At 63.9% G+C, this 21,457-nt stretch carries 42 protein-coding genes, 1 tRNA gene and 1 pseudogene; 20 read left to right on the forward strand and 24 right to left on the reverse strand.

Annotated elements, in window-relative coordinates:
• The 3 genes and pseudogenes from dapB to NI18_RS15910 form a co-directional block, all read left to right on the forward strand.
• Positions 1 to 526: 4-hydroxy-tetrahydrodipicolinate reductase (gene dapB, locus NI18_RS15900; RefSeq protein ID WP_037531337.1), on the forward strand; the 526-nt coding region annotated here is incomplete at its 5' end.
• A gap of 4 nt (positions 527 to 530) precedes the next feature.
• Positions 531 to 1,219, forward strand: a pseudogene (nth, locus tag NI18_RS15905) (endonuclease III).
• A 23-nt stretch (positions 1,220 to 1,242) separates the two neighbouring features.
• Positions 1,243 to 1,319, forward strand: a tRNA-Arg gene (locus NI18_RS15910).
• Positions 1,320 to 1,935: 616 nt separating this feature from the next.
• Here the strand turns inward: NI18_RS15910 and NI18_RS25175 are convergent.
• The 4 genes from NI18_RS25175 to NI18_RS25815 form a co-directional block, all read right to left on the reverse strand.
• A complete protein-coding gene (locus NI18_RS25175) occupies positions 1,936 to 2,376 on the reverse strand; it encodes a hypothetical protein (RefSeq protein WP_037531338.1) in 441 nt (146 codons plus the stop codon).
• A 600-nt stretch (positions 2,377 to 2,976) separates the two neighbouring features.
• Positions 2,977 to 3,138: a hypothetical protein gene (locus NI18_RS25180; protein ID WP_157840558.1), complete on the reverse strand. Its 162-nt coding sequence runs from the start codon at positions 3,136 to 3,138 to the stop codon at positions 2,977 to 2,979.
• A gap of 223 nt (positions 3,139 to 3,361) precedes the next feature.
• Entirely contained in the window at positions 3,362 to 4,123 is a 762-nt protein-coding gene (locus NI18_RS15925) for a hypothetical protein (protein WP_306286463.1), read from the reverse strand.
• Positions 4,099 to 4,626 carry a hypothetical protein gene (locus NI18_RS25815; RefSeq protein ID WP_198527038.1) on the reverse strand — a complete coding sequence of 176 codons (528 nt, stop codon included), beginning with the start codon at positions 4,624 to 4,626 and terminating at the stop codon, positions 4,099 to 4,101. The genes NI18_RS15925 and NI18_RS25815 overlap by 25 nt, the downstream gene beginning before the upstream one ends.
• Positions 4,627 to 4,655: 29 nt before the next feature.
• Between NI18_RS25815 and NI18_RS25185 the strand changes: the two genes are divergently transcribed.
• Positions 4,656 to 4,796 (forward strand): hypothetical protein, encoded by a 141-nt coding sequence (locus NI18_RS25185; RefSeq protein ID WP_157840559.1) that lies wholly within the window; start codon positions 4,656 to 4,658, stop codon positions 4,794 to 4,796.
• On the opposite strand, the gene NI18_RS25820 is transcribed toward NI18_RS25185, so the two are convergent.
• From NI18_RS25820 to NI18_RS16015, 20 genes are all read right to left on the reverse strand, one after another.
• The gene (locus tag NI18_RS25820; RefSeq protein ID WP_052149249.1) at positions 4,775 to 5,302 is read right to left on the reverse strand and encodes a hypothetical protein; all 528 of its coding nucleotides are present in this window, start codon (positions 5,300 to 5,302) and stop codon (positions 4,775 to 4,777) included. The genes NI18_RS25185 and NI18_RS25820 overlap by 22 nt on opposite strands.
• A complete protein-coding gene (locus tag NI18_RS24530; protein WP_128082266.1) occupies positions 5,299 to 5,505 on the reverse strand; it encodes a hypothetical protein in 207 nt (68 codons plus the stop codon). The genes NI18_RS25820 and NI18_RS24530 overlap by 4 nt, the downstream gene beginning before the upstream one ends.
• Positions 5,502 to 5,912, reverse strand: a complete 411-nt coding sequence (locus tag NI18_RS24535; protein ID WP_128082267.1) for a hypothetical protein — start codon at positions 5,910 to 5,912, stop codon at positions 5,502 to 5,504. Before NI18_RS24535 ends, NI18_RS24530 begins: the two co-directional genes overlap by 4 nt.
• A complete protein-coding gene (locus NI18_RS25825) occupies positions 5,902 to 6,426 on the reverse strand; it encodes a hypothetical protein (protein ID WP_198527039.1) in 525 nt (174 codons plus the stop codon). Before NI18_RS25825 ends, NI18_RS24535 begins: the two co-directional genes overlap by 11 nt.
• A complete protein-coding gene (locus NI18_RS15945; protein ID WP_037531342.1) occupies positions 6,423 to 7,538 on the reverse strand; it encodes a hypothetical protein in 1,116 nt (371 codons plus the stop codon). The genes NI18_RS25825 and NI18_RS15945 overlap by 4 nt, the downstream gene beginning before the upstream one ends.
• The gene (locus tag NI18_RS15950) at positions 7,535 to 7,807 is read right to left on the reverse strand and encodes a hypothetical protein (RefSeq protein WP_037531344.1); all 273 of its coding nucleotides are present in this window, start codon (positions 7,805 to 7,807) and stop codon (positions 7,535 to 7,537) included. The genes NI18_RS15945 and NI18_RS15950 overlap by 4 nt, the downstream gene beginning before the upstream one ends.
• Entirely contained in the window at positions 7,804 to 7,995 is a 192-nt protein-coding gene (locus NI18_RS15955; protein ID WP_037531347.1) for a hypothetical protein, read from the reverse strand. The genes NI18_RS15950 and NI18_RS15955 overlap by 4 nt, the downstream gene beginning before the upstream one ends.
• The gene (locus NI18_RS15960; protein ID WP_037531348.1) at positions 7,988 to 8,200 is read right to left on the reverse strand and encodes a hypothetical protein; all 213 of its coding nucleotides are present in this window, start codon (positions 8,198 to 8,200) and stop codon (positions 7,988 to 7,990) included. The genes NI18_RS15955 and NI18_RS15960 overlap by 8 nt, the downstream gene beginning before the upstream one ends.
• A complete protein-coding gene (locus tag NI18_RS15965) occupies positions 8,197 to 8,385 on the reverse strand; it encodes a hypothetical protein (protein ID WP_037531350.1) in 189 nt (62 codons plus the stop codon). Before NI18_RS15965 ends, NI18_RS15960 begins: the two co-directional genes overlap by 4 nt.
• A gap of 6 nt (positions 8,386 to 8,391) precedes the next feature.
• Positions 8,392 to 8,586 carry a hypothetical protein gene (locus tag NI18_RS15970; RefSeq protein ID WP_128082269.1) on the reverse strand — a complete coding sequence of 65 codons (195 nt, stop codon included), beginning with the start codon at positions 8,584 to 8,586 and terminating at the stop codon, positions 8,392 to 8,394.
• 41 nt (positions 8,587 to 8,627) lie between these two features.
• Positions 8,628 to 8,882, reverse strand: coding sequence for a hypothetical protein (locus tag NI18_RS15975; RefSeq protein ID WP_037531354.1), 255 nt, complete (start codon positions 8,880 to 8,882; stop codon positions 8,628 to 8,630).
• Positions 8,879 to 9,013 (reverse strand): hypothetical protein, encoded by a 135-nt coding sequence (locus NI18_RS27230; RefSeq protein ID WP_306286464.1) that lies wholly within the window; start codon positions 9,011 to 9,013, stop codon positions 8,879 to 8,881. The genes NI18_RS15975 and NI18_RS27230 overlap by 4 nt, the downstream gene beginning before the upstream one ends.
• Entirely contained in the window at positions 9,010 to 9,435 is a 426-nt protein-coding gene (locus tag NI18_RS22505; protein ID WP_052149250.1) for a hypothetical protein, read from the reverse strand. The genes NI18_RS27230 and NI18_RS22505 overlap by 4 nt, the downstream gene beginning before the upstream one ends.
• Complete coding sequence (locus NI18_RS15985) at positions 9,432 to 9,893, reverse strand: hypothetical protein (RefSeq protein WP_037531357.1); 462 nt, start codon at positions 9,891 to 9,893, stop codon at positions 9,432 to 9,434. Before NI18_RS15985 ends, NI18_RS22505 begins: the two co-directional genes overlap by 4 nt.
• Complete coding sequence (locus tag NI18_RS15990; RefSeq protein WP_306286465.1) at positions 9,890 to 10,258, reverse strand: hypothetical protein; 369 nt, start codon at positions 10,256 to 10,258, stop codon at positions 9,890 to 9,892. Before NI18_RS15990 ends, NI18_RS15985 begins: the two co-directional genes overlap by 4 nt.
• Positions 10,258 to 10,506, reverse strand: a complete 249-nt coding sequence (locus NI18_RS25830; protein ID WP_037531358.1) for a hypothetical protein — start codon at positions 10,504 to 10,506, stop codon at positions 10,258 to 10,260. Before NI18_RS25830 ends, NI18_RS15990 begins: the two co-directional genes overlap by 1 nt.
• Entirely contained in the window at positions 10,503 to 10,808 is a 306-nt protein-coding gene (locus NI18_RS16000) for a hypothetical protein (protein ID WP_037531359.1), read from the reverse strand. The genes NI18_RS25830 and NI18_RS16000 overlap by 4 nt, the downstream gene beginning before the upstream one ends.
• On the reverse strand, positions 10,805 to 11,497 hold the full coding sequence (locus NI18_RS16005; RefSeq protein ID WP_128082270.1) for a hypothetical protein: 693 nt from the start codon (positions 11,495 to 11,497) through the stop codon (positions 10,805 to 10,807). The genes NI18_RS16000 and NI18_RS16005 overlap by 4 nt, the downstream gene beginning before the upstream one ends.
• Positions 11,498 to 11,759: 262 nt before the next feature.
• On the reverse strand, positions 11,760 to 12,047 hold the full coding sequence (locus tag NI18_RS16010) for a S24/S26 family peptidase (RefSeq protein WP_037531362.1): 288 nt from the start codon (positions 12,045 to 12,047) through the stop codon (positions 11,760 to 11,762).
• Positions 12,044 to 12,502, reverse strand: coding sequence for a helix-turn-helix transcriptional regulator (locus NI18_RS16015; RefSeq protein ID WP_157840560.1), 459 nt, complete (start codon positions 12,500 to 12,502; stop codon positions 12,044 to 12,046). The genes NI18_RS16010 and NI18_RS16015 overlap by 4 nt, the downstream gene beginning before the upstream one ends.
• A gap of 616 nt (positions 12,503 to 13,118) precedes the next feature.
• Between NI18_RS16015 and NI18_RS16020 the strand changes: the two genes are divergently transcribed.
• The 16 genes from NI18_RS16020 (at position 13,119) to NI18_RS22515 (ending at position 21,453) form a co-directional block, all read left to right on the forward strand.
• The gene (locus NI18_RS16020; RefSeq protein ID WP_037531365.1) at positions 13,119 to 13,466 is read left to right on the forward strand and encodes a hypothetical protein; all 348 of its coding nucleotides are present in this window, start codon (positions 13,119 to 13,121) and stop codon (positions 13,464 to 13,466) included.
• Positions 13,467 to 14,089: 623 nt separating this feature from the next.
• Positions 14,090 to 14,260 carry a hypothetical protein gene (locus NI18_RS25190; protein WP_157840561.1) on the forward strand — a complete coding sequence of 57 codons (171 nt, stop codon included), beginning with the start codon at positions 14,090 to 14,092 and terminating at the stop codon, positions 14,258 to 14,260.
• Positions 14,257 to 14,451 carry a hypothetical protein gene (locus NI18_RS24545; protein WP_128082272.1) on the forward strand — a complete coding sequence of 65 codons (195 nt, stop codon included), beginning with the start codon at positions 14,257 to 14,259 and terminating at the stop codon, positions 14,449 to 14,451. Before NI18_RS25190 ends, NI18_RS24545 begins: the two co-directional genes overlap by 4 nt.
• Positions 14,448 to 14,969, forward strand: a complete 522-nt coding sequence (locus NI18_RS24550) for a hypothetical protein (RefSeq protein WP_128082273.1) — start codon at positions 14,448 to 14,450, stop codon at positions 14,967 to 14,969. The genes NI18_RS24545 and NI18_RS24550 overlap by 4 nt, the downstream gene beginning before the upstream one ends.
• Before the next feature lie 82 nt (positions 14,970 to 15,051).
• Positions 15,052 to 16,059 (forward strand): site-specific DNA-methyltransferase, encoded by a 1,008-nt coding sequence (locus tag NI18_RS16025; RefSeq protein WP_052149251.1) that lies wholly within the window; start codon positions 15,052 to 15,054, stop codon positions 16,057 to 16,059.
• A gap of 101 nt (positions 16,060 to 16,160) precedes the next feature.
• Positions 16,161 to 16,496 (forward strand): hypothetical protein, encoded by a 336-nt coding sequence (locus NI18_RS16030; RefSeq protein ID WP_128082274.1) that lies wholly within the window; start codon positions 16,161 to 16,163, stop codon positions 16,494 to 16,496.
• Complete coding sequence (locus tag NI18_RS16035; RefSeq protein ID WP_037531367.1) at positions 16,493 to 17,047, forward strand: hypothetical protein; 555 nt, start codon at positions 16,493 to 16,495, stop codon at positions 17,045 to 17,047. Before NI18_RS16030 ends, NI18_RS16035 begins: the two co-directional genes overlap by 4 nt.
• 190 nt (positions 17,048 to 17,237) lie before the next feature.
• On the forward strand, positions 17,238 to 17,486 hold the full coding sequence (locus tag NI18_RS25835) for a hypothetical protein (protein ID WP_037531369.1): 249 nt from the start codon (positions 17,238 to 17,240) through the stop codon (positions 17,484 to 17,486).
• A complete protein-coding gene (locus NI18_RS22510) occupies positions 17,486 to 18,427 on the forward strand; it encodes a DUF1376 domain-containing protein (RefSeq protein WP_084215244.1) in 942 nt (313 codons plus the stop codon). Before NI18_RS25835 ends, NI18_RS22510 begins: the two co-directional genes overlap by 1 nt.
• Positions 18,402 to 18,941 (forward strand): hypothetical protein, encoded by a 540-nt coding sequence (locus tag NI18_RS16050; protein WP_084215245.1) that lies wholly within the window; start codon positions 18,402 to 18,404, stop codon positions 18,939 to 18,941. The genes NI18_RS22510 and NI18_RS16050 overlap by 26 nt, the downstream gene beginning before the upstream one ends.
• Positions 18,938 to 19,216 (forward strand): hypothetical protein, encoded by a 279-nt coding sequence (locus NI18_RS16055; RefSeq protein ID WP_037531372.1) that lies wholly within the window; start codon positions 18,938 to 18,940, stop codon positions 19,214 to 19,216. The genes NI18_RS16050 and NI18_RS16055 overlap by 4 nt, the downstream gene beginning before the upstream one ends.
• A complete protein-coding gene (locus tag NI18_RS16060) occupies positions 19,216 to 19,548 on the forward strand; it encodes a hypothetical protein (protein ID WP_128082276.1) in 333 nt (110 codons plus the stop codon). The genes NI18_RS16055 and NI18_RS16060 overlap by 1 nt, the downstream gene beginning before the upstream one ends.
• A 112-nt stretch (positions 19,549 to 19,660) precedes the next feature.
• The gene (locus NI18_RS16065; protein WP_128082277.1) at positions 19,661 to 19,900 is read left to right on the forward strand and encodes a hypothetical protein; all 240 of its coding nucleotides are present in this window, start codon (positions 19,661 to 19,663) and stop codon (positions 19,898 to 19,900) included.
• A 57-nt stretch (positions 19,901 to 19,957) separates the two neighbouring features.
• Entirely contained in the window at positions 19,958 to 20,347 is a 390-nt protein-coding gene (locus NI18_RS16070) for a hypothetical protein (RefSeq protein WP_128082278.1), read from the forward strand.
• Between the two features lie 74 nt (positions 20,348 to 20,421).
• Entirely contained in the window at positions 20,422 to 20,934 is a 513-nt protein-coding gene (locus NI18_RS16075; RefSeq protein WP_157840562.1) for a hypothetical protein, read from the forward strand.
• Positions 20,935 to 21,120: 186 nt separating this feature from the next.
• On the forward strand, positions 21,121 to 21,453 hold the full coding sequence (locus NI18_RS22515; RefSeq protein ID WP_128082280.1) for an AP2 domain-containing protein: 333 nt from the start codon (positions 21,121 to 21,123) through the stop codon (positions 21,451 to 21,453).
• Positions 21,454 to 21,457 lie beyond the last annotated feature (4 nt).

Consider the following 21,457-nt stretch of genomic DNA (forward strand, 5'->3'; position numbering starts at 1 on the left):
CACCGCGCTCGTCATCGGCACGACCGGCCTGACCCCGCAGCACCAGTCGCTGATCGACGCGGCGGCTGCCGACATCGCGATCCTCCAGACCGGCAACACCTCGCTCGGCGTCACGCTGCTCGGCATCCTGGTACGCGAGGCCGCGGCGCGGCTCGGCCCCGACTGGGACGTCGAGATCGTCGAGATGCATCACCGGCACAAGGTCGACGCGCCGTCGGGCACCGCGCTGCTGCTGGGCGAGGCCGCCGCGCGCGGGCGCGATTCGACGCTTGCAGAACTGCGCGTCGACAGCCGCGCCGGGCTGGTCGGCGCACGCAGCGAGGGGACGATCGGTTTCGCGTCGCTGCGCGGCGGGTCGGTGATCGGCGACCACAGCGTGATCTTCGCGGGCGAAGGCGAGCGGATCGAGCTCAACCACCGCGGCGACGATCGCAGCATCTTCGCACGCGGTGCGGTGCGCGCGGCGCTCTGGCTCGCCGACCAGCCCGCCGGCCGCTACCGGATGGGCGACGTGCTGGGGCTGTGAGCCAGTGAAGAAGGCCGACGTCGTCGACTTCTATGCGCGGCTCGCCGAGGCCGATCCGCATCCCGAGACCGAGCTCGAATTCGTCAATCCCTACACGCTCGTCGTCGCGGTCGCCTTGTCCGCACAGGCGACCGACATCGGCGTCAACAAGGCGACGCGCGCGCTGTTCCGCATCGCCGACACGCCGCAGGCGATGCTCGCGCTCGGGCTCGACGCGCTGAAGGAGCACATCAAGACGATCGGCCTGTACAACACCAAGGCCAAGAACGTCATCGCGCTGTCGCAGATGCTCGTCGACGAGCATGACGGCGTCGTCCCGACGACCGCGCCGCGCTCGAACGCCTGCCCGGCGTCGGCCGCAAGACCGCCAATGTCGTGCTCAACGTCGCGTTCGGCGCGGAGACCTTCGCGGTCGACACGCACATCTTCCGCGTCGGCAACCGCACCGGCCTCGCGCGCGGCAAGACCCCGCTCGCGGTCGAGCTGAAGCTCGACGCGGCCACCCCCCAGCCCTTCCGCCTCCACGCGCATCACTGGCTGATCCTGCACGGCCGCTATGTCTGCAAAGCGCGCACCCCCGAATGCTGGCGCTGCCTCGTCGCGGACCTGTGCGCGTTCAAGCCCAAGACCCCGCCGCCCAAGGTCGCCGCCAAGATCGGCGCGGCCAAGAAAATGGCTGGCGCACCCGACTAGGCTTTGCTACGCGCACGCCTCAGGCACCCGTAGCTCAGCTGGATAGAGCGCTGCCCTCCGAAGGCAGAGGCCACTGGTTCGAATCCAGTCGGGTGCACCAAGGCTTTCCGCCATTTCTCGCCATAATCGAAAATCCTTCCTCCGGTGTTGCCCCGGTGTGGCGGCGGCGCGGTGCCGGTTTGGGCGCGGTTCGTTCCATTTCGCAGGTTACCGTTCGGCCTCCATCACGGCTTCGATGAAGCCTTGCGCGACCGGCCCGACGATCGCGTTACCATAGCCGCGCAGACGTCCCACTCGATTGGGAGTCCCATGAGCTAAGGGGAAGGATGCGGCCCCGGCTTTCGCCCGGCAGGCGTCACCCCAGCATTCCGCTGCGTGATGTGCCACGATCGATGACAGCTCTCGCAGAGGGTCTGGAGATTGCCCGGCGCATTGTTCCGCCAGTTCTCGTCGCAGTGGTGTGCATGCAGCTTCTCGGTCGAACCGCAGGACTCGCACGACGGCTTCAGTTCCTTGCGTGCCTGGACGTGCGAGGCCGACCGGGAATCGCCACCTTTGGTCTGTGAGTTGGCGCAGGAAAGCGAGCAGTACAGCCGGCGACCGTACGCCGCTAAATCTTCCAACCTCCCGCTCGCGAAGCGCTTCCTCGGAAAGCGCGTCCCACACTCGGCGCACGCCTTCGGCTCCGTTGGTATTATGTCGGACCGCCCACGCATCTACTTCCCCCTCGATTTCTTCGACACTCGCAGGGCGCACTCGTCCCAAGCTGCCGGAAGACCCATCAGCCATCTGCTCATAGCCGGGCTCAACTGGCCGCCACTTTCCATCCCGGCATCCGAGCCAATCAGCATCTGACCAGAAGCCGTTAATCGGTGGGCCTCCGTTGTGCCCGACGCCGACCAAACAGTCCTGCCGAGCAGCGAGTTGATCGGCACATTCGGACACTCCGCGCCGTCCTTCCAATCCCGGGTGGTCGGCGTCGGCCAACTTGCCAACTGGGCTTCCTCGCCCATGTAGAGCGGTACCGTCTTCTGGTTCGCATTGCGAAGCCTGAAGGCCGCGCACTTCGCCAACGTCTCCTCGCTCCGTTCCCGGTTGACCGCGGTCGGCGTTCCCCAGCCCGTCAAGGCGGCCACGTCCTTCAGCGTCACCTGCACCTTGCGACCGTCCGGTGTCTGCCCCGTTGCGCTCGTCCCTTCCGGCGGCACCTGCCCCCCCGCTCGGCGTGGTCGCGGTGGGCCACCCAGAAAGAGCGCTGCCGGATGTGCGGCGCACCGAAGCCCGCAGCGCACAGATCGGCAGCTGCGAAGGCCCTGCCCGATCCTTCCACGTCAGCTGATACAAGGTCGAGCCAAGCGAGGCCGTCTTTGCTCGCAACCTGCTCTCCAACGACGACTGGCGGATTGCACTGCTGGATGAGGTCGAAGAACGCAGGCCATAGATGCCGCTCGTCATCAAACCCAGCGCCTTTGCCAGCCGCGGAGAAAGGCTGGCACGGGCAACTTCCCGTCCATATCGCTCGGTGATCCGGCCATCCGGCCAAACGCAGAGCATGGCTCCAGACGCCAATTCCCGCAAAGAAATGGCACTGAACATATCCGGCCAGTTCGTCGGGACAGACGTCTTCGATAGAGCGTTCATCTACGTCTCCGGGGGCGATGTGCCCCGCCTTGATCAGCTCGCGCAGCCATGCGGCGGCGAACGGGTCGTGCTCGTTGTAATAGGCGCGGGGGGCGGGCGCCGTGCGGGCCATGCGTTCAGCCGACCCGCTTGAAGCGGAGCGCGTCGAGCGGGTGGCCATAGATGCCGTCCTCGGCAAAACCCTTGATCTCGTCGCGCTCGCCGCAGCCGATGCTCACGCCTTCGCCGTCGAAGATTTCGTAGAGCGGCCCTGCGACCAGATCATCAAACGTCAACATGCTTGCCTCCGTACTGTATATACGATACCTAAACGTATATACGTTACTCCGCAAGGGTGTATATACGAATTGGCACAGGAAATTTTACCCGCTACAGCCCCGCCCATGGGTAGAAAGCCACTCGGCGGCGCAGGCGAAAAGACCGTGATGGTGCCGATGCGATGGGCGCCAGCGGTCCTCCTGCGCATCGAAGCCGCGCGCGGTGACGCCGACCGGTCCGCCTTCATTCGAGAGGCGGTGGAGCGGGAGCTTGAACGCCGAGGAAAGTGAAGGCCCCTGGGCATAGCTTCTCGATTTCCTCGATGATCGCATCGGTCACCTCGAGGGCGCGGGCGAGATAGCCCGTATCGAACGGCGCATAGGTGTCCGACGTCGTGACCTTCTTGTGGCCGAGCATGATCTGGCCCTCTATCCAGTCGCGTTCGCCCAGCCGCTGCCGCGCGAGGTGCGCCATGCTGCGGCGGATCAGCTTCATTCCCGATTCCCGATCCGGCGGCAGCTTGAGCTCGACCTGCATCGCGAAGAAGGCTTTCCGGACCGACGCAACCGAGACATAGAAGCCCTGGCCATTGGCATCGAGGATCGCCGCCATGCGGTTGCCGATCGGCACGATGGGGCGGTGTTTCTTCGTTTGCGCGCGGCCCTTTTGGTTGAGGTTCAGCGCGCGGGCGTTGGAATTCCATTGATCACGTAGGCGGCTCGTCGACACGTCATGCGCGGCGTCCGGCCGGGCCCATGTCGCCACGCTGATCCGCAGGAACCGCAGCAGCTGGTCGCGGTCCGATCGCATGCGCTTCACTGTCAACGCGTCGCCGGCGCTAACCGGGCTGACACAATAGCGGAACATCGCCGCCAGCGTCTTCAGGTCGGCACGATAGCCGGGGGTGCGGCTGACCTGTTCCGGCGTCTTCGCTGTGAAGGCGGCGGGGAACAGCGTATCCTTCCGGCCGTAGGCGTAGTTCACGACGGCGGCCAGCTGGCGCACGCTCGCCTCGATCGTCCCGGGCGACCGCTCGCGCTTCGCTCCACCTGGGGCGACGATCGGCTGCTCGGCAGCCCATGCGCGGAAGCCTCAATCCAGTCCTCGTCGACGTCCTCGCAAGCGGTCGCCTGGCGGTCGGTGTCGAGCAGGTACGCGGTGACGTGCGCGAGCCGCGGCCGCAGCGACGAGATGCTCGAGCGCGCCTCGCGGGCGATCAGATAGTCGGCGATCGCGTCTGTGATCAGGTGGCGGGCGCCGGCGCGCAGCGGCTGGCCGCAGCTGCCGCATACGGCCGCGCCGCGCTCCCTCTTCAGGTAGAAGGAGTCTAGCTCGGTTTCCGCCTGTTGGACGTCCTCTGTGCCCGTGCTGCGGCTGCGGTTACGTCGCGCTGCGGCGTCGTACCAGACGATCTGGAGGAAGGGGGATCGTAGCGATCCGTCGGACTTGCGGTCGTGTGCGAGCCGGTATTTGCCGCGGGTGTAGAGCTCTTGATTCTGTTGCTGCATTTTTCCATCTGCTCTTCAGCAGCCATTTGGTGGACGATTTTGCCGATGCCTCTGGCGTTCAGCAGGTCGAGCGCATCGCCATCAATGCGCATGCCCTTTCCTTTTTCGGTTTGCCGCTGCCAGTGGCGCGACAAGTCTGCGAGACTCATCATCGGTTCTTTCCTTCCTGATCTGTGAGGTGCGAAACGGCTGGGGCGATACCCTTCGGGGCCGCGCTGTTGCCTTCGGTCGAGCCCGTGCCGGTCTCGCTGGCTACGCCACTGCCATCGCTATCGCGGTTGATCGGCCAGCAATCCCAGAAGTAACGGACCGGGAAAGCGCTTTCGTCAGCAGCGCGCTTCATGTCGCGCCCATTTGCACAACGCCGGCCGAACGCATCAACGCAGATGGCGGGCAGATCATAGCCATTGCTGTCCCAGCCGACCGTCAGCCGCTTCGACGCGAACGAAACCCAATCGGCATGGCTGACGAACTCGCCTTCCCACCGCGGGACTAGATCACACGGTGTGGCTGGCCGGGGCCAGCTTTTGCCAATGCGGATCCCGCGGTCGCGCGAGGGATCGAAGCCCGGCAGGGCCTCGACCGTAGGGCTCGGTTCACGAGAGCCCGGTTCCGAAGGAACGCGTCCGAAGTCAGGGGCCACATCCTCCCCCTTGCTGCGCGATGCGGAGGTCATGCGGGTTGCTCCGGGGCGCGTTCGGTGCAGGTCCAAGTCGTGCTGTGCTCAACCTGCACATCAAAGGTTATCCCACAGCTGTCGCAGGTCTCCTCCCGGTAGCGTTGTCCATCGTAGTAGATCGCCTCGTCGGCAACGTACTGGCGGCCGCAGCAGGGGCATTTCGGCCCTTCGTATTCGAAGGTTTCACGAAGCGCGCTCATGCCTTCTCTCCCTGCGACAAGAGGCGGATGGCGGCTGCTTTGGCGAGCAGCGGTGCCTGCATGGCGTCGGCCCTCGCGCGGTATCCGTCCGTCAGGCAATCGCCCGGTTCAGTGCGCCCCTTTGCGAACCACTCGTCAGCACGAACGCGGTATCGCTCGGCCTCGTCCCAAGCCCACGGGTCGATCATCCGCGCCACGTCTTCATCCGCATAGGACCGCGCTGGGGGTGTGGTGCGGTTGTTCCAAGCGGTGATTAGCGGGGCGTAACCGTCCCAGCCGGTAAAATGGCAGTCGGCATCACATGCCTTGTTGTTGCATCCCACGGTATAAAGCGCTCGCATCGATCCAACATCATCGCATGCAGCCTCGCCACCACAGAACGGGCAGCTTTTGAGTTCATTGCTCAACGACGATCTCCTTCGCGCGTGCGAGTGCATCTTTCCAAGTTCGGCCTGCGCGGATCTCCCTCGGCAGGCTTTCGCTGGTTCCATATTGGCTGGAGACGGATTTTGCAGATGCGCCATTGAGCATGGCGACAGCGACTTCTACGGCAGTCTCGAACGTCAACCGAGCGTTACGCCTATTGCGGGCCTGCTCTATTGGTGTCGCCCATCGACAATTGCCTGGCTCGTAGTTCCCATTATTGTTGGGGTGCCGGTCTAATGTCATGCCGGTCGGGCGCTCTCCCATGTCGGCAAGGAAATTATCGAACCAATGCCATCGCTCGCAAACCTCGATGCCTCGACCGATATGTTTTGCAGCGGTATCCCGGTCAAGATAGCGGCAACGCGCTAGCATAGACTGCCAACTGACCCACGTGAGGCTTTCCTGCCCGTGACGGGCGTGTCCATGACGCAAAGAGTTATCCGCTTGAGGCGCGCGACACGGCAGCAGCGCCACCCCTTCGACAGCCCCGCTCATGATGCAGACTCCTGTGCGAGGGCGGCGTCGATGGCGGCAAGAACTTCACTTTTTGATATGTAATCCTCCCAGATGTAGTTCCCCTGTGTGTCGTAGCCGTTATGAACGTCGCGGGTTTCGATGCGGCACACCTTCGCCCGCAAGTCCTCCGATAGGGTGGGAGGCGTCGGGGTGGCGGCGCGTGTGATGTATTCGTAAACGCCGCGATCATCATTCCAGTGACGAACAAGCTCCCCCTCCTGCGACGTTGCGGGCTGGGTAGCGAGGGCGGCGGAACGTTCAGACTGCCATCGCAACAGGGCACGCGCGCCATCCGCCGCGCCCTCGCAATACGCCGCACGCACCTGTTGCTGATCGACTTCAGGATACAGGTAAGGCGCGCTTTCAGACGCGCCGAACGCAATCATGTCAGCGATCTTGTCTTCGTCCTCCACCTCTCCCGCCTGATTGGTCGCGGGTACAGGTTCGGCTTTCCACGCCAGCAACTCGCTGACGCGCTGCTCGGAACGTTCGAAAGCATCCACTAAGCGGTTCTTCCACGCAGTCATGGCAAACAGTTCTTCGCGCAATCGCTCCCCCTCCTGCGACGTTGCGGGCTGGGTAGCGAGGGCGGCGGTAAGGACCGGCTGGGCCAATACCTCGCGGACCAGCATAGTCGCGTTGTCCTGCCCCATTCCCCGATCACGACACGCGTTCCACACCGCAATGCGGATCGCACCCTCCACCTCTCCCGCCTGATTGGTCGCGGGTACAGGTTCGGAACGGACGGTGCCGCCAATCGTAGGGGCAGGCTGCACTACAGTCGCCAGTTCGTAGGCCGCGTCCAGTTCCTTGGTCGGCACTTCCTCGCCGCACTGCGGGCACTCGATGAACCCGGTTTGCAGGTACATCAGCGACACCTCTGCCGATGCCTTGATCGCACTCGCGGATGATACAGAGGCGAGGCTACGGGCGATCTCGATAAGACGGTCAACGTCGTAGCCGTCGAACCCCATCGCCGGGGTTGCCTTGGCGTGAATGCGTGACGCCAAATCGATCAGGAAGCCGGGCGTGGTTTCGTCCATCTCCTGCGCAACCGTCACCGCTTGCTGGTCTGTCGTATCGATGTTCATGCCGCTTTTCCCTTTGCTTCGGCGGCGGCCTTCGCGCGGGCGGCTGCCAGGTTGCGCAGCTTCGCGCGGGCCATGTTGAGGGCGCAGTCGAGCGTCACCGCCTCGCTGGTCGCCGTGTCGCCGTCGGCTGCGACGGTCGCCGAGATGCTGCCCTCGAAGGTGTCGAAGCCCGGCGCGTGCGCGGTCAGCGACACGGTCACGAACCGCTCGTCGGGTTGGCGGATGCTCTGCAGCAGCGCGCCGATCGCGTTGATCTCTGCCGCATTCATCGGGCATATCCCTTCTTCGGTTCACGGCAGGGAGCGCAAAGGCCGTTGATCAGGCGCGGGCTGTAGTTGGGGCAGTTGGTGCAGTCGCCCTTGACCCCCGGGTCGAACGGGGCGGCCTGTGCTGCCTTGATGCTGCGATCGAGGTGCGCCTGGACGAACTCGGCAGCGAGGTCGGCGTTGTCAGCCATGATTCACCTCGGCGTCGAAGCCAGCGACGATGTGCCCGAAGAACGCGCCAACCTGTTCGGGGTGGGACACCAGCCAGACGACCGCTACGGCCGAGGCGATCAGCATAAGCACCGCTAGGCACTGGACGATCGCCACCTGGCGTCGCAGGCGGCGCTGCATCCGATCCACCTCATTGCGGTGCCCGACGAAATCGAAACGGCTCATCGTGAAACTCTCCGATCGATGCTGCGCAGCTGGGCGCGGATGGTGGTCAGGGCTGCGCTGCGCTCGGCGGAGGGCGGCTGCTGCATGAGGCGGTCACGGCGGCCGAGGACCTCGGCCTGGTCGAGCACGCGCTGGCTCTCGCGGGGCCCGGCTGAGTTGCGGCCGATCTGACTGTGCATCTTCATGTCCGATCACATCGTCTTGATGAGTTCGAGCGCCTGCGCTTCGGCGAAGCCCTCGGCGACATAGGCGAGGAACATCGTGCGGCGGGCGTGCGCGATATGTGAGGCCGCAGCAGCAACGCCTTGCCAGATCTCGACCTGGGCTTTGACAGCCTCGGGCCAGTCGGTACGCGGGACGTCGGAGCGCATAGGTTCGGCAGCCATGGAGGGGCCTTTCGCAGGGGTTAAGCGGCGAGCGAGGGGCTTCATGCGGCGCTCACGGAATGGGTTGGCTGGGCGTCGGCCTCGACGACGGGCAGCCGGGAATGACGAGTCCGGAGGGGACGGACCGAGGCAGTCGGGGAGAGGGGCACGAAGCCGGGCCGATCGTTGCCGCGCAGGGCGGTCATGATCTGGGGCCAGCGGCGGTAGACGTCTTCGAAGAAGATGACGCCTGCGATGATGGCGATGGCCAAGAGGCTCATCCAGCCGGCACCGTGCATGATGTTGGTCCAGTTCACGGGCGATCTCCGAGGGTGAGGATGGCGATCATCAGGTCGATCAGGGTCTCCGCGGAGACGACGCCCATCAGATCGGGGACAGGGGGAAGCGGCGCGCGCGTGGCCGCGCCAGCCGGATCGAGGTAACTCACGATGTGATCCTTCGGCGCGAGCGGCGCGGGCTAGTCCAGCCGTCGCCCTCGACAAGCTTCTCGGCACCACTGGGGGCGATGACGCGGACGCGGCCATCGGCGCGGCGCGACAGGACCGGGCACTCGAACTGGTAGACCCCGGGAAGCCCGGTGCCGTTGCAGATCTCGTGGTCGCCAGCGTTGCGCTGCACCGTCATGGCTTCCGCGGTCAGGATATCCATGCCGCGGCTGATCAGCGCCTCGTTCTGTTGCTCGGTGAACCGCGCGCCTCCCGTGATGCTGTGATCCCCGAACCCGGTCTTCACCGCGCCGCGGATCGCGCCATACCATGCGCTGGGCGTCTTCGACGGGGTGACGAGGATCCGCGCCGGTTGGCGGCCGAGGATCTCGCCCATCGGGCGCGGGCGTGGGGCATAGGTCATGCTGCGCTCAATTCGATGTAGCGGGTGACGGCCTCAGCGGCCGAGACGCGGACGGCGAGGGTCCGCATGCGAAATTCCGTCTCGACCTTGTCGGCCTCGGCTTCGACGCGATCGCGCTCGGCGATCTCGCCCATGTCGCGCACCATCGCCTTGATCATTGCCGGGGTCGGCTTGCGGCGGTTGCGGGCATGGAGGATCCACGCGACCTCGGTGACCAGCAGCAGCGCGCGGGCGCCAAGGTGGTGGTCCTCGGGCACAAGCTGCAGCTTCTCAGCCTTGCCCCGCAGGTTCGCCCACAGCTCGGCCCGCTCGTGCTTGATCGCGGCAAAGTGCTTGTAGCGGTCGACCGCGGCGGTCAGCATCTGCTGGTCGAGCGTACGCAGGCGCTGCGCGACATAGCGGAACTCGGTGATCGCGGAATCGAGGTCCGGATCGCAGGTCATGGTCGGGCCGGTCATGCTGCGATGCCCAGCGCGCGCTCAGCCTGCACCGTCAGGATCTCTAACTTGACCGGACTGGCCTGAGTGAACTCGGCGATCAGACGCTCATAGTCGATGCCAGCCCAGAACGATCGCTCGCCCATGGAGTGCTGCGCGTCGGCGCGCGGCCCCCTGTGGCAAGCCGCACATAGACTCACGGTGCGCCAGTCATCCGGCTTCTGCCCCATGCCCGTATTGGACCCGATGCGGACGTGCGCGGCCTCAACCGACTTCATCGAACCGCATTTGCAGCAGGCAAATCCGGCGACGAACGTCCGGTGACGCTTCGACATCCAGCGGCTAGCGCGCTTGGCCTTCTTCGGGATTCGAGCGGGCAAGGCCATTACGCGACCACCCGGCAAGCGACGATGTCAGACTTGGCCCCCTGATGGATCCAGCAGTCGCCGTAGACGTATGCCGGAACGCCGATGGCGGGGTTCACCAACTCCGCTGTTTCGCGGTCTGGATCGTACCGGAACTGCACATGGACGCGTGCGCAATCCGAGACAGGGCACCCTGCCCCATCGCACTCGATCCAAGGGTTCGCGGTTGAGTCCTGCGCGGCGGCGGCGTCGGAGACGAGGTGCTTCACGCTGCAACCTCCATCTCAGCCAGCGCCTTCTTACAGAGCGCTGCAATCTTGGACTTGGCGTTGGCGACGTGCGCCTCGACGATCGGAACGGCCAGTACCCACGAAACTTGGTACATCGTGCGACTGGACTCACTCGACGGCACGCCCAGCGTCAGGCCATCTTGGCGACGACCGAAGGCGTCGCGCACGTCTGGCGCAACATGGTGGTCCTTTGCTGTAGCAAGCTCCGACAGCAGCTTTTCGCCAGACTCGATTTCACGGTACGCGAACGCAATGTCGCGCGCGGTTTCGAAGCTGATCATGCCGACACCTGCGAGACTGCGTGGATAGCGGACGAGACACCCTGCCAAGCTGCGGCGGCCTCGGGGTCGTCCATGTCGTCATGGTTGCTCGGACGGACCGCCAATACAGCAAGAAGCGCAGCCAGCATCTTTGGGGCTGCTACGAACAGGCGAGCCCACTTCTCGGCGTCGGCCGGTGTCTGCGAAACTGTGTGCCGCTCACAGTGAAAAACCTCGGCAACGTCGTCTTCGGTCAGTGCGTCGACCAGCACGACGCTATCGGTCGTCGAATTATGGGAGACCCGAAGAGCGCCCATCGGAATACGCTCAGCGATCTGGACTGGGCAGGCCTCTTGGGTTGTGGCTGCCATTGGAGCGGTCCCGGGGACTTGAACCCCGCCCACCAGTGCCGAGCGCTCGGCGGTCTGGTCTGGCAAACCTGCGGGCCGCGAGAGGGCAAGGCAGCTAGCTGAACGGTAGAGCCCATCCGCACATAGCACGATGTAATCGCCGCTGATCTCGTAGCGGCTGTCGATCTCGGCCAACTCGCCTCGATACATGACCTTGTCGCCGGGCGCGTACTCGTCTTCGAGCGCGTCCTCATCAGCCTCCACGCCAGCGACGCGGCGCTCTTCCCAGATCAGCTCGTGAGCGGCCCAATCGCCAGCTGCACGGGCCGCTACCAACTCTGCTGCGAAGTCGCGAACCACGATCGTCTCCCAACAAGCCGGGATAGCCTGTTGGAAGTTATATGTACCTAGTTTGGGTACAGGTCAACCAGAAATGTACCCGCAAAGGGTACTTAGAAACGGGTTAGCACGGCCAAGAAGATCAGAAAGATTATGAGAAGGGCCGCATTGCCGTATCGTCGCTTAGCCGCGGCGGCGTTCTCATCATCCGAATATGCGCGCCCGCAAGCAGGGCAGATTCGAGCGTCGTCCCGCACGCGGGTGCTGCAATCAGGACATTGTTTCATCGGGGCACGATAGCCTTTACCACGGCTGCCCAGCGCAACTTTACATCCTCGATTGCGGCAGCGTTCATCGAGACCAGATGGTAGTGGTAGGGCTTGGTGCCGCGGATAACGCGCTTGACGAGCATCGCGCCGTCTTCGTCCATCTGTACAACACAGACTCGGCCAATCACCTCGTTCTCATCCACGGTCGCCCCCGCGGTATATACTATATGCCATCCCTCCTCAGCGAGAGGGAGCATGCTATCTCCTCTCACCTCTACTGAAAGGAGGTCGCCGCTGGTCATTGGCGGGCGATCGATCGTTTCACCGGAATAAAGCATATCTCGTACGCGTAGACGCGCTGCCCCGCTCCGACATACCCAATCACGCGAACCTGGGGGCCTTTGTACAAGTCCGATGGGCGAAGATTGAGCGCCGGCGCAAGCCGCTTAGCCCAGTCCTCTGTCATCGGAAGCTTGCCGCTTTCTAGTTTGACGATCGTGGACCGTCCGGACCCGACCATTTCGGCGAGCTTATCTTGGCTGATTCGGCCCGCGCGGTGGCGGGCATCTTTGAGGGGCATTGGCATGCCTGACGATTGTACCCAGCGCGCCGCAGCGTCGAGAACCTGCCTCGGGTACAAAACCGCTTGCTTATCGTACCCAGCGTAGGTACATTCTGCCTCATGGCTCGCAAAACCCCACTCCGAGATCACCTCGATCGCACCGGCCAAACCGCCGAAGCTTTCGCTGCCGCGCATGGCTTTAGCGCATGGAGTGTCCGTCACTGGGCACGGGGCGACAAGCACCCCCATTTGGATGCGCAAGTGAAGATGGGGCTGCGGTCGGAACGACTTTGTCGCCTGAAGTGTGGCTAGCCTTCAGCCTTTCCGCTTCTGGCGAACAGCAGGAGGCGGCGTAAATGGCTCCCGTCCTCACATCATTCGAACGTGCTGCGTTACGTACGGGCAAGCCCTTGGCGCAAATCAAGGCTGAGAGCCGCGCGCGGTTTGATGCGGCTCTTGAGGAGCTAGCCGCGCGCGACTCCGCCGAGTTCAGCGAGGCGGTGCGACTTGGTATAGTGCTGCCAGCGGACCAGCGTATAGTCGGGCAGACACCTCGTGCGGGTCGGTCGCTGACGACATCAGCTCGCGATACTCCGCCGGAGTCAGTTCCCCACGATCGATCGCAGTTCGATACAGTCCAGCCAGCAGCTCTGACTGGATCGCAATCGCTGTTTCGATCTGCTCTGAAGTCAATTCGTTCGGCATTTTCAAGTCTCCGTGGTTGGCTTTGCAACCCCACGGTAGCTGGAAGGGCGTCGGCCGCAAGTCGGCGCCCCAAGGCCTCCGCCTCCATCGAACAGAAGGAAGCGGCATGACGGACGAGGTTTATCCCCAGCCAACTTCCGAAAGTGCCACGCCGCTCACGGGTTCGCGCCCATGGGATAAGCACATCACGAAGATGCAGGAAAGCAGCCGCAGGGACCGTGATCGTGATTTGCGCTTCAAGGCTATCCGTATTGCGAAGGTGCTTCATCCGTTGCGGGTCGAAGACGGTGCTCGCGAGATCGTCGCGTGGGTCGATCAGACGCCGCTGGACGAACGGAAGGTGCGGCTTCAGTGCATCGACGACTGCTGGACGCCATCGACGATGACGATCCGCGACCTCCTCAATGACGCGGGCGCTCTGCTCAAGTTCGTCACGGAGGCCGACCATGGTTGAGCCGTTCGAAATTACCTTAACGGGGATCGTGCTTAGGGGCGACTGGCACTTCAGCGGCAGCCTCATCATCGGTGATACGGGTGAAGCCTGATTTTCGATATCGGCGACGATGAATTTGCTGAAGCCGTTGTCGAATGCGTCGACGCCATCCCCGTATCTGATGTTGCCCCCATTCTTGATGGCAAACCCGCCGACGATGCCGACCGCGCCACCGTTGTAGCGCGGGACGCAGCCGTCGAAGACGCATCGAGTGAATGTGTTGCCATCGAGTGTGACGTCTTCGTCAGTAAAGACGCGATCGACGTAATCCATGATTTCTCTCCGGTGGCTGTTCGCACCAACACCGTAGCCGACGCCGGGGAGGCCGCAAGCTTCCCCGGCCAAGGGCCCGAGTAGATGGTCCTCTCCATCCCCTCTGTGGAACCTGCTCGGGTTTCCAGCGAGCCATGCGCGCTCATCCTCGCCAACGGCGGGCGGTACGCGATGCACGCTGTTTCTGAAGCGCTGCACATCGAGGCGCCCGTCCTCGACTTCACGCACTGCACGGCCTGCGGTTGCCGAGCCGCAATTGCGGTTCGGTCATGCCAAGCGCCGGTTTGCCCCTCCAGAGATCGGAAAGCTGCATGACCATCATCACCATCTGCGTCTGGTTCTTCGCGTGTGTCGCGTGCTTCGTCTTGGGCCACGCCCATGCGGTCTGGCAGCGTCACCGCTTCATCCAGTCGCTGCTCTCGGGCAGGGACGCGGCGGCATACGGCCGAGTCATCCGCGACGCCGAAGGGAACGTCCTGTGACGGACTACTGGTCCATCGTCGCAATGACGGTCCTCATCACGATCGGCTCGGCCGTGCTGCTCTGGGGCATCGACCTCTGCTGCCGTCACGAGGTTGCGATGCTCGAGCAGCGCGCGCGCAACGGCGAGGCGAACGGCCTTCGGGGCGGTGATCAGGGACTCAGTTTCCATGAGCAGGAGAATGGTCGATGACCGGCCCAACTGTCGTTGCAAATGCGGAACGACTCACGAAAGCCCAGTTGCACGCCAAAGTGATGCGCGGATGGGCCCGCGGCATTGACCGTCATGGCAAGGGAACGTTCGCCGATCGCATCGAGTGCAGCATCCAGGCGCTGGACAAGCAACTGGCCGGATCGCTCCCTACGCTTGAGACGATCGACCGCGCCATGGACGCCGAGCCGTCAGTGCTCGACGACTATTTCGAGGCCAAGGGCAAGCGGCTGGTCGACAAGGAAGCGGTCTGTGACGCCGATGACTGCGGCCTGCTGATCGCTCGTGTGCTCGTCATGCTGAACGAGGCAGAGCACCCGAACGGCCCCGGTGGTCGGGCGATCGTCCCCCCAGGAATACCTCGCCGGCGAGAAGCTGATGCGCGACCTTCATGCCGCGTCTGCTCGCTGGATCCAACGATGCACCGAGATCCGTCAACCGCTCTCTGCGGTCGCCTGAAACCTACGAATAACACGCGGAAAACCCCGCAACGGAGATGACTATGGACGCGCTCAATAGCGCAGTGCCGGTTGAGCCCGGTTCTGCGGACGGTTTTCTGCGGGCCGCGCGCGCCACGCGCGCATGATTGGTGACGTTCGCGAGCAGCTGCGTCTGCTGCCGTCGCAGTCAGTCGATTGTGTGGTCACGTCACCACCTTACTGGGGCCTGCGCGACTATGACGTCGACGGCCAGATCGGCCTTGAGCCGACCTTTGCTGAGCATCTCGCGGTCATGGTCGACGTGTTTCGCGAGGTCCGGCGCGTGCTGAAGATGCACGGCACGGTCTGGATCAACTACGGCGATTGCCACGCTGCAACGCCCAACGGCAAATCAGCGGCGGCGTACAAGGCCGACGGCATCGATGATCGGACCTTTCGCGACAAGCCGTTCAGCACTGTCGGATCGGTTGGCGACGGGCGCGGCTCGTTCAAGCCGAAAGACCTGTGCATGCTGCCGAACCGTCTGGCGATCGCGCTTCAGGATGACGGCTGGTGGGTTCGGTCCGAGATCGTCTGGAACAAGACGAACCCGAAGCCCGAGTCGATCACCGATCGGCCGGCGGCAGTGCATGAGAAGATCTGGCTGCTTACCCGCAGTGAGGCCTACTATTTTGATGCGGACGCGCTGCGCGAGCCGGTCACTGGCAACGCGCACGCGCGCCGCAAGGATGGTCAGTACCAGCCTGCGAAGGGCTCGACTGCTGGGCAGAACCGCGCGGGCACTTGGGTCGAAACCTACGTTCCCGAAACCCGGAACGGCCGCAATGTCTGGACCTTCAATATCGAGGGCTGCCGCGAGGCACACTTCGCGACCTTCCCGCGCGAGCTCGCGCGCCGGTGCATCGCTGCGGGCTGCCCGCCGACGACGTGCGCAGCGTGCGGCGCGGTAGATGATTGCGGCGGGATCTGCGCGACCTTCGGCCGTGCGCGCGGGCATGTCCTAGATCCGTTTGGGGGATCCGGCACCGTTGGCTTGGTCGCTGAGCAGGTCGGTCTCGACGCAACACTGATCGAACTGAACCCTGATTACGCCGCAATCGCCGAGACCCGTCTCGCGGGCGGACGTACCATCGTCGAGGTCGCGGCATAATGACGAAGCCTCGCCGCACAGCTGCACAGTCCCGCGACGTCGTCTACGATGCACTCCTGCGCGCCGCACGCGCCGGGGCTCGTTGTCCGACGAACCTAGCCTTGGCAGCGCTGCTCGGCGTGCGGTCCTCCTCGATCCCGCAGAAGGCTCTGGTCGACCTCATCGCGGCGGGTAAGATCGTGGTGACCACCACGCCGTTCTCGCGTGAGATCCTCATTCCCGAGCTGGGCGCAACGATCCGCGCCAGCAAGGCTCCGGATGGCTCCAAGAGGGAGACGGACCGCGCCGAGGCAATCGCCCGGGCCGAGCGTCGCGAACCCCTGCCCCCGGTGCTCGATCGCACCCCCTGTTTCCGGTGCGGGATCCGCGCCGACCTCGGTTGCGATCATCAGCCCGCATCTGCCCCCCACATCATCGACCTGGAGTTCGCGGCATGACGCGCACCTGTTTAGATTGCACGACCCCCGTCACGCGCCAGTCGAAGACCGGCCGCTGCCGTTCGTGTGCGGCGCGCCACAATCACCGGGATCCGGCGTTCGTGGCGCGACTGCATGCGGCAAGCGCCACGGGAAAGCGGACACCTGAGGCACGCGCCAAGGCCAGGGAGTCCACTCTGCGGCGGGAGGCCGAACGCAAAGACGATCCAGCTTGGCGCGCATACAAAGTCGCGGCCGGCAAGCGCCTTCGGGCGCTGTATGACTCGTCATCGGATGCCCGGGCGGCGAACCTCGCGAAGCGTGCGATCGTCGGCGAGAAGAATAGCCGTCGGACGCTCGGCTGGCTGCCAGACCGGCTCCGGCGTGAATATGAGTCGGCCCGCACCATGTTTGGCGCCGCGGAAGCCAAGCGGATCATGATGACCGAGCTGACGCCATTCGAGCGCCAGATGGCGCGCATCGCAGGTGGTGCCCAGCTTGTCGCCGCTCCTGACACCCGCACCGGCGGCCCGGCTTATACGCTCGGCGGCATTTCGTCGGGGATGCTCTGACATGCAGGCCGATACCCTTATTAGGGCCGCTAAACCGGCCCACTTATCAACCGTCGCAGATTTGGATGCGGCGATGCAGGCGCGTGGCGATGCGCGTCGACAGCAAGAAGCCGACGAAAAGGCTAGGCGCCTTGCCGTTAGACGAACCGCTAAAGCGGCCCACACTACACACGTCTTGTCCGTCCCTCGCATGGTCGGCCTGATGCAGGCTGGCGTGTTGCTGGGCAGCGCCAAGGCGCTCGCTGACGCGCTGGGCATCCAGCCGCGAAGCTTGCGAAAGAAGACAGATTCCGAACGCGGGGTCTCGTGCGAAGATCTTATCGCGGCGGCTGACGCGCTCGACGCGCGCGCCGCGCTGATGATCGAGCATGCCGCCAAGCTGCGTGCCGAAGTCACCCCGCAGACTTCCAAAGCTTCCCCCAATGAGGCGACAGCATAGTGACCCAGCCAGCGCCCCTGACACCGCCCGACGCGGACCTTCAGGACTTCCCGTTCATGCCCCTCCACGTCGCCAGGTTGCGCGATAGCGATCTCGCCGCAGAAGGTGACCCCGAGGGTTGCTGGTACGCCGTGCTGCTCTGGGCGGCCGCATGGCATCAGTTGCCGGCGGGCTCGCTGCCAGACAACGACGCCGTGCTGACGAAGCTCTGTGGCCTCGGACGGGACATGCGGACGTTCCGCAAGCACCGCACAGACGCACTCCGGGGCTTCGTCGCATGCGCTGACGGCCGCTTGTATCACCCGGTCATCGCCGAACAGGTCATGAGCGGCTGGGAGAGCAAGCTACGGCAGCGCTATCGGACCGAATGCGCGACGATCAAGCAGCGGAACGTTCGGAACAAGACCGACGACGCCAAGCCTTCGTTCACCGCATGGGTGACGCATCACTATCCCGCATCCGTCCCGCATCTGTCCCTAGATACAGACGACGTTGTCACCAGTGACAAACCCCGTCTGTCACCGGTGACAGACGGCAATGTAACTAGTGACAATGGCTCCAAGAGAGAGGGACAGGGAGAGGGACAGGGAGACTTAGGTTCGGAAGCTGACGCTTCCGGCGCCGAAGCGCCCGCCCTGCCCGTCATCGTCGATCCGGACAAGGTCATGTTCGACGGGGGCATCCTGCTGATGGGTCGGGCTGGCGTGCTCGAACCCAAAGCGCGGCAGCTGCTCGGCAAGTGGAAGCGCGACCACGGCACCTCCTCGGTAATCGCCGCCCTCGGCGCCGCACAGCGCGAGGGCGCAATCGACCCAACCAGTTTCATCGAAAGGGCACTTCGCAATGGCCAACGACCTGATCAGCAACGACGCGGCAACAACGGCATGCTCAATGCCATCCTTGACGCCGAGCGTGATGACCGTGCTGGCCCGCGCGTTTGAGAACGGGGCGGTGTTCAGCGCGCGCGAAATTGAGCTGATCGAGCCCGTCGCCCGCGCCGTCGCCATTCCCAAGCCCGCCGACGAACGGTTCGTCCGCCAGTCGTTGGGAGGCCTCTCTGCGGCACTGCCTAGCCAGGCGACGGACGAGATGGGCGGCAAGCTCAAATTCCGGACGTACATGACCATGCTCGACGGGTATGACGAGCGGGCGCTGGCCTATGCCTGCCGCCGCTGCCTCGACGAGCTCGACTGGTTTCCCACGGTGCACCAGATGAAAGAGCGCATGTCGAAGTGGGTCAGCCCCGAGGATTCGGCCATCCGCCGCGCGCGCGCGATCATCCGCACCGGCCGCCGCGAGGTGACCGCGGACGCGCCCCCGATCACCGCGGCACAGATCCGCGCGATGAAGCCGGACCTGCGCAGCATGGGCCTTGCCGCTGGCTTCATCACCCAGGATCAGATCGACGAGGCGCTCGCCGAAATCGAGCAGCCTCCCGAGCAGATGGCAGCATGACCGAGGCAGAACGCAATCGTCGGACAATGACCGACCCCGGCCGCATGCTGTGGAAGGATGACGTCGAGGGCATCTGTCGCTCGCCGGATATGTGCTTCGACTATGGCGAGCATGTCCGGTGCGGTCCGTGCGCGATCGACCAGGCGACGCGCGCTGGCGTCATTAGCGACCTGAGTGTCCCGCGCCTTCCGGAGGTCTCGCGCTTGCGCAGGATGCTCGTCGAGCACGGCATCGATCCAGCGCGGGCCCTACGTGCACCTGCAGGAGAACGATGATGAGCGAGGAAACGCGCGCAAAGGCCGATGGCCTTCAACACCGGATTGACCGCCTGAACCGCACCGCGACCGATCGCGCCTACATGATCGAGGCGCTGGCTCAGATGCTCGGTCCGAAGGGCCGTCAGGTTTGGGCTTCGTGGCAAGCGCAGGGTGTGCAGCGCATCCACAGCGACTGGGTTGTCGATCCAATGAGCATGGATGGCGAAGACGTGGCCCAGATCCACCTCAACATGGAGGAAGCCATTAAGAGCGCTGTCGTAGTTGAGGATGTCGACGCGCACATCGCTCAGTGCCGGTTCGACGCCGCCATCCCAGATACCTCGGCATGAAGACCAAGGACGAAGGCACCGCATGGCTCCGCTCTCACGGCTGGGTCCAGTGCGACCGCGGATGCTGGATCCAGCCGCCATTCCCAAAGCCCAGAACCACAGGAGAACGATGATGGGACTGTCACAGATCAGCATGAAGGCCTGTCCATTCTGCGGCAGCGTCAACGTCGATCCGCAGTTCGCGGCATGGCAGGAAGTGAGCGACGGCACGATGGAGCATTGCCCGGGTTGCATGGATTGTGGTGCGACCGCCGAGACGTTCGAGGGCTGGAACAATCGGAGCGACAGCGGTGTGTCGGTGATGGTCACGTACCGAGACGACCTGCTGCCCTGCCTGACGCCGACAGCATGATACATACCTATACGAGCGAGGTTTGAGACGATGGACCTTCAGTTTCACCACGAGCGCATGAACGACCAGTTCGAGAAGTGGCATATTCTCGGCCTGCCGTTCGACTGCGCCATCCATCACTTCACCGGGCCGGACCAAGGAGACCCGCATGATCACCCGTTCAATTTCACGAGCCATATCCTGGCGGGCGGATATACCGAGGAGGTCTTCAGCCCGACCGGCGCTGCCGCCCTCGTCTATCGCCACCCGGGCACAGCTCACCAGGTCCGCGCGACGCACATCCACCGGATCATCGACCTGCCGCTCGGCGATTGCTGGACGTTGATCCTCGCCGGTCCGCACGAGCGCGAGACCCGCTTCTGGCGGTTCAGCGACGGTATCCAGTCCCGGGCTTGGCACGAGAGCGACTGGACTAGGCACGACATCATCTCAGATTTGGCAGCGTGAGGGGCAATACGATGGGGCGGGCAGCAAAGGCGAGTACCAAGATCAAGCGGCAGCCTAAGACGCTGGCGCAACGGATGGCCGAGGCCGTTACAGCGAAGGGAGAGGCGATCGGTGCCCCGGCGATCCAGATCGCGCGGGGCATGCACGCTATAGTGGACGTACCGCTGCGGGATGCGGGCCGCGTCGTGACGGAGCACACGCTGATCAACCGAGGCGGCACGCCAGTCGCGCGCTGGAAGGCGGCCAAGCTGCTGTCCGATAGCCAGGTTGCTGCGATCGACCATTGCGAGACGCTATGGTCCCGGCTGGGCGGCAAGGCCCTAGTCATGGATCTGGCGCGCATCCCTGGCGCTGGGCAGGGCAACGGGTGGGCAGAGCAGGAGGCCCTTGATGATCTGAAGCGGATCAAAGGCTATGTGCCGGCCAAATATTGGAGCATTTTCGAAAACGTGTGCCGGTTCGATATGGCAGCGGGTTTTGCCGGGTCGGACCTCACAACTTGTCGGAATGACCAAGTGAGCGCGGCGCGTACCACGGTGCAGTTCGTCTCCGACATCATTGCTATGAAAGAGCGATTGACGTGTTGACGGCATCACCCCCGCAAGGTAAGGAAATCAATAGTGGTTAGAGCCGCGCCAGCAACAGTTCGTATCGCGCTCGGGGATGGGCAAATTGCCCTTTGCGATCTAGGCGACTTTGGCAAGGTCCGCGGTCTGCCTTGGCGGTCCAACGGGAGGTACGCCGTTGCAGATGTGGCCGGCAAACACCTCCTGATGCATCGCGTGATCCTTGGCCTCACCGACGGTGAGATCGGTGATCATATCGACGCGAACGGGTTTGATAATCGCCGGGCCAATATCAGGAAGTGCACGCCCGGGCAGAATGTTATGAACAGGCGCAAGCTGATCGTTAAGACGTCTCGGTTCAAAGGCGTTTACCGAGTGCCCGACAAGCGCAAATGGGCCGCCAAGATAGTCGTTGAGGGCGTCACCGAGCACATCGGAATGTTCGACACGCAGATCGAAGCGGCAAAGGCTTACGACAGAATCGCGCCACTGCGGCATGGCCAGTTTGCTAAGACGAACAAGCAACTTGGCCTCTATTGAAACG

It is taken from the genome of Sphingomonas sp. Ant20 (genome assembly GCF_000783375.1).
Taxonomy (GTDB): domain Bacteria; phylum Pseudomonadota; class Alphaproteobacteria; order Sphingomonadales; family Sphingomonadaceae; genus Sphingomonas; species Sphingomonas aerolata.

Bases quoted from the DNA above. Each gene is read 5' to 3' on its own strand.
- NI18_RS24530 (WP_128082266.1), bottom strand. From the start codon at position 5,505: ATGAGCGCGCTTCGTGAAACCTTCGAATACGAAGGGCCGAAATGCCCC.
- NI18_RS16050 (WP_084215245.1), top strand. From the start codon at position 18,402: ATGACCGTGCTGGCCCGCGCGTTTGAGAACGGGGCGGTGTTCAGCGCG.
- NI18_RS15985 (WP_037531357.1), bottom strand. From the start codon at position 9,893: ATGACCGGCCCGACCATGACCTGCGATCCGGACCTCGATTCCGCGATC.
- NI18_RS22505 (WP_052149250.1), bottom strand. From the start codon at position 9,435: ATGACCTATGCCCCACGCCCGCGCCCGATGGGCGAGATCCTCGGCCGC.
- NI18_RS15950 (WP_037531344.1), bottom strand. From the start codon at position 7,807: ATGAATGCGGCAGAGATCAACGCGATCGGCGCGCTGCTGCAGAGCATC.
- NI18_RS16075 (WP_157840562.1), top strand. From the start codon at position 20,422: ATGGCCGAGGCCGTTACAGCGAAGGGAGAGGCGATCGGTGCCCCGGCG.
- NI18_RS15945 (WP_037531342.1), bottom strand. From the start codon at position 7,538: ATGAACATCGATACGACAGACCAGCAAGCGGTGACGGTTGCGCAGGAG.
- NI18_RS16000 (WP_037531359.1), bottom strand. From the start codon at position 10,808: ATGATCAGCTTCGAAACCGCGCGCGACATTGCGTTCGCGTACCGTGAA.
- NI18_RS22515 (WP_128082280.1), top strand. From the start codon at position 21,121: ATGCATCGCGTGATCCTTGGCCTCACCGACGGTGAGATCGGTGATCAT.
- NI18_RS16025 (WP_052149251.1), top strand. From the start codon at position 15,052: ATGATTGGTGACGTTCGCGAGCAGCTGCGTCTGCTGCCGTCGCAGTCA.
- NI18_RS16070 (WP_128082278.1), top strand. From the start codon at position 19,958: ATGAACGACCAGTTCGAGAAGTGGCATATTCTCGGCCTGCCGTTCGAC.
- NI18_RS25820 (WP_052149249.1), bottom strand. From the start codon at position 5,302: ATGACCTCCGCATCGCGCAGCAAGGGGGAGGATGTGGCCCCTGACTTC.
- NI18_RS16020 (WP_037531365.1), top strand. From the start codon at position 13,119: ATGACGGACGAGGTTTATCCCCAGCCAACTTCCGAAAGTGCCACGCCG.
- NI18_RS16065 (WP_128082277.1), top strand. From the start codon at position 19,661: ATGGGACTGTCACAGATCAGCATGAAGGCCTGTCCATTCTGCGGCAGC.
- NI18_RS15970 (WP_128082269.1), bottom strand. From the start codon at position 8,586: ATGGCTGCCGAACCTATGCGCTCCGACGTCCCGCGTACCGACTGGCCC.
- NI18_RS25835 (WP_037531369.1), top strand. From the start codon at position 17,238: ATGGTCGGCCTGATGCAGGCTGGCGTGTTGCTGGGCAGCGCCAAGGCG.
- NI18_RS16060 (WP_128082276.1), top strand. From the start codon at position 19,216: ATGAGCGAGGAAACGCGCGCAAAGGCCGATGGCCTTCAACACCGGATT.
- NI18_RS15960 (WP_037531348.1), bottom strand. From the start codon at position 8,200: ATGAGCCGTTTCGATTTCGTCGGGCACCGCAATGAGGTGGATCGGATG.
- NI18_RS15955 (WP_037531347.1), bottom strand. From the start codon at position 7,995: ATGGCTGACAACGCCGACCTCGCTGCCGAGTTCGTCCAGGCGCACCTC.
- NI18_RS24550 (WP_128082273.1), top strand. From the start codon at position 14,448: ATGACCGGCCCAACTGTCGTTGCAAATGCGGAACGACTCACGAAAGCC.
- NI18_RS15990 (WP_306286465.1), bottom strand. From the start codon at position 10,258: ATGGCCTTGCCCGCTCGAATCCCGAAGAAGGCCAAGCGCGCTAGCCGC.
- NI18_RS25825 (WP_198527039.1), bottom strand. From the start codon at position 6,426: ATGAGCGGGGCTGTCGAAGGGGTGGCGCTGCTGCCGTGTCGCGCGCCT.
- NI18_RS25815 (WP_198527038.1), bottom strand. From the start codon at position 4,626: ATGCAGCAACAGAATCAAGAGCTCTACACCCGCGGCAAATACCGGCTC.
- NI18_RS16035 (WP_037531367.1), top strand. From the start codon at position 16,493: ATGACGCGCACCTGTTTAGATTGCACGACCCCCGTCACGCGCCAGTCG.
- NI18_RS16055 (WP_037531372.1), top strand. From the start codon at position 18,938: ATGACCGAGGCAGAACGCAATCGTCGGACAATGACCGACCCCGGCCGC.
- NI18_RS15965 (WP_037531350.1), bottom strand. From the start codon at position 8,385: ATGAAGATGCACAGTCAGATCGGCCGCAACTCAGCCGGGCCCCGCGAG.
- NI18_RS16015 (WP_157840560.1), bottom strand. From the start codon at position 12,502: ATGCGCGGCAGCGAAAGCTTCGGCGGTTTGGCCGGTGCGATCGAGGTG.
- NI18_RS16010 (WP_037531362.1), bottom strand. From the start codon at position 12,047: ATGACCAGCGGCGACCTCCTTTCAGTAGAGGTGAGAGGAGATAGCATG.
- NI18_RS25190 (WP_157840561.1), top strand. From the start codon at position 14,090: ATGACCATCATCACCATCTGCGTCTGGTTCTTCGCGTGTGTCGCGTGC.
- NI18_RS25180 (WP_157840558.1), bottom strand. From the start codon at position 3,138: ATGTTGACGTTTGATGATCTGGTCGCAGGGCCGCTCTACGAAATCTTC.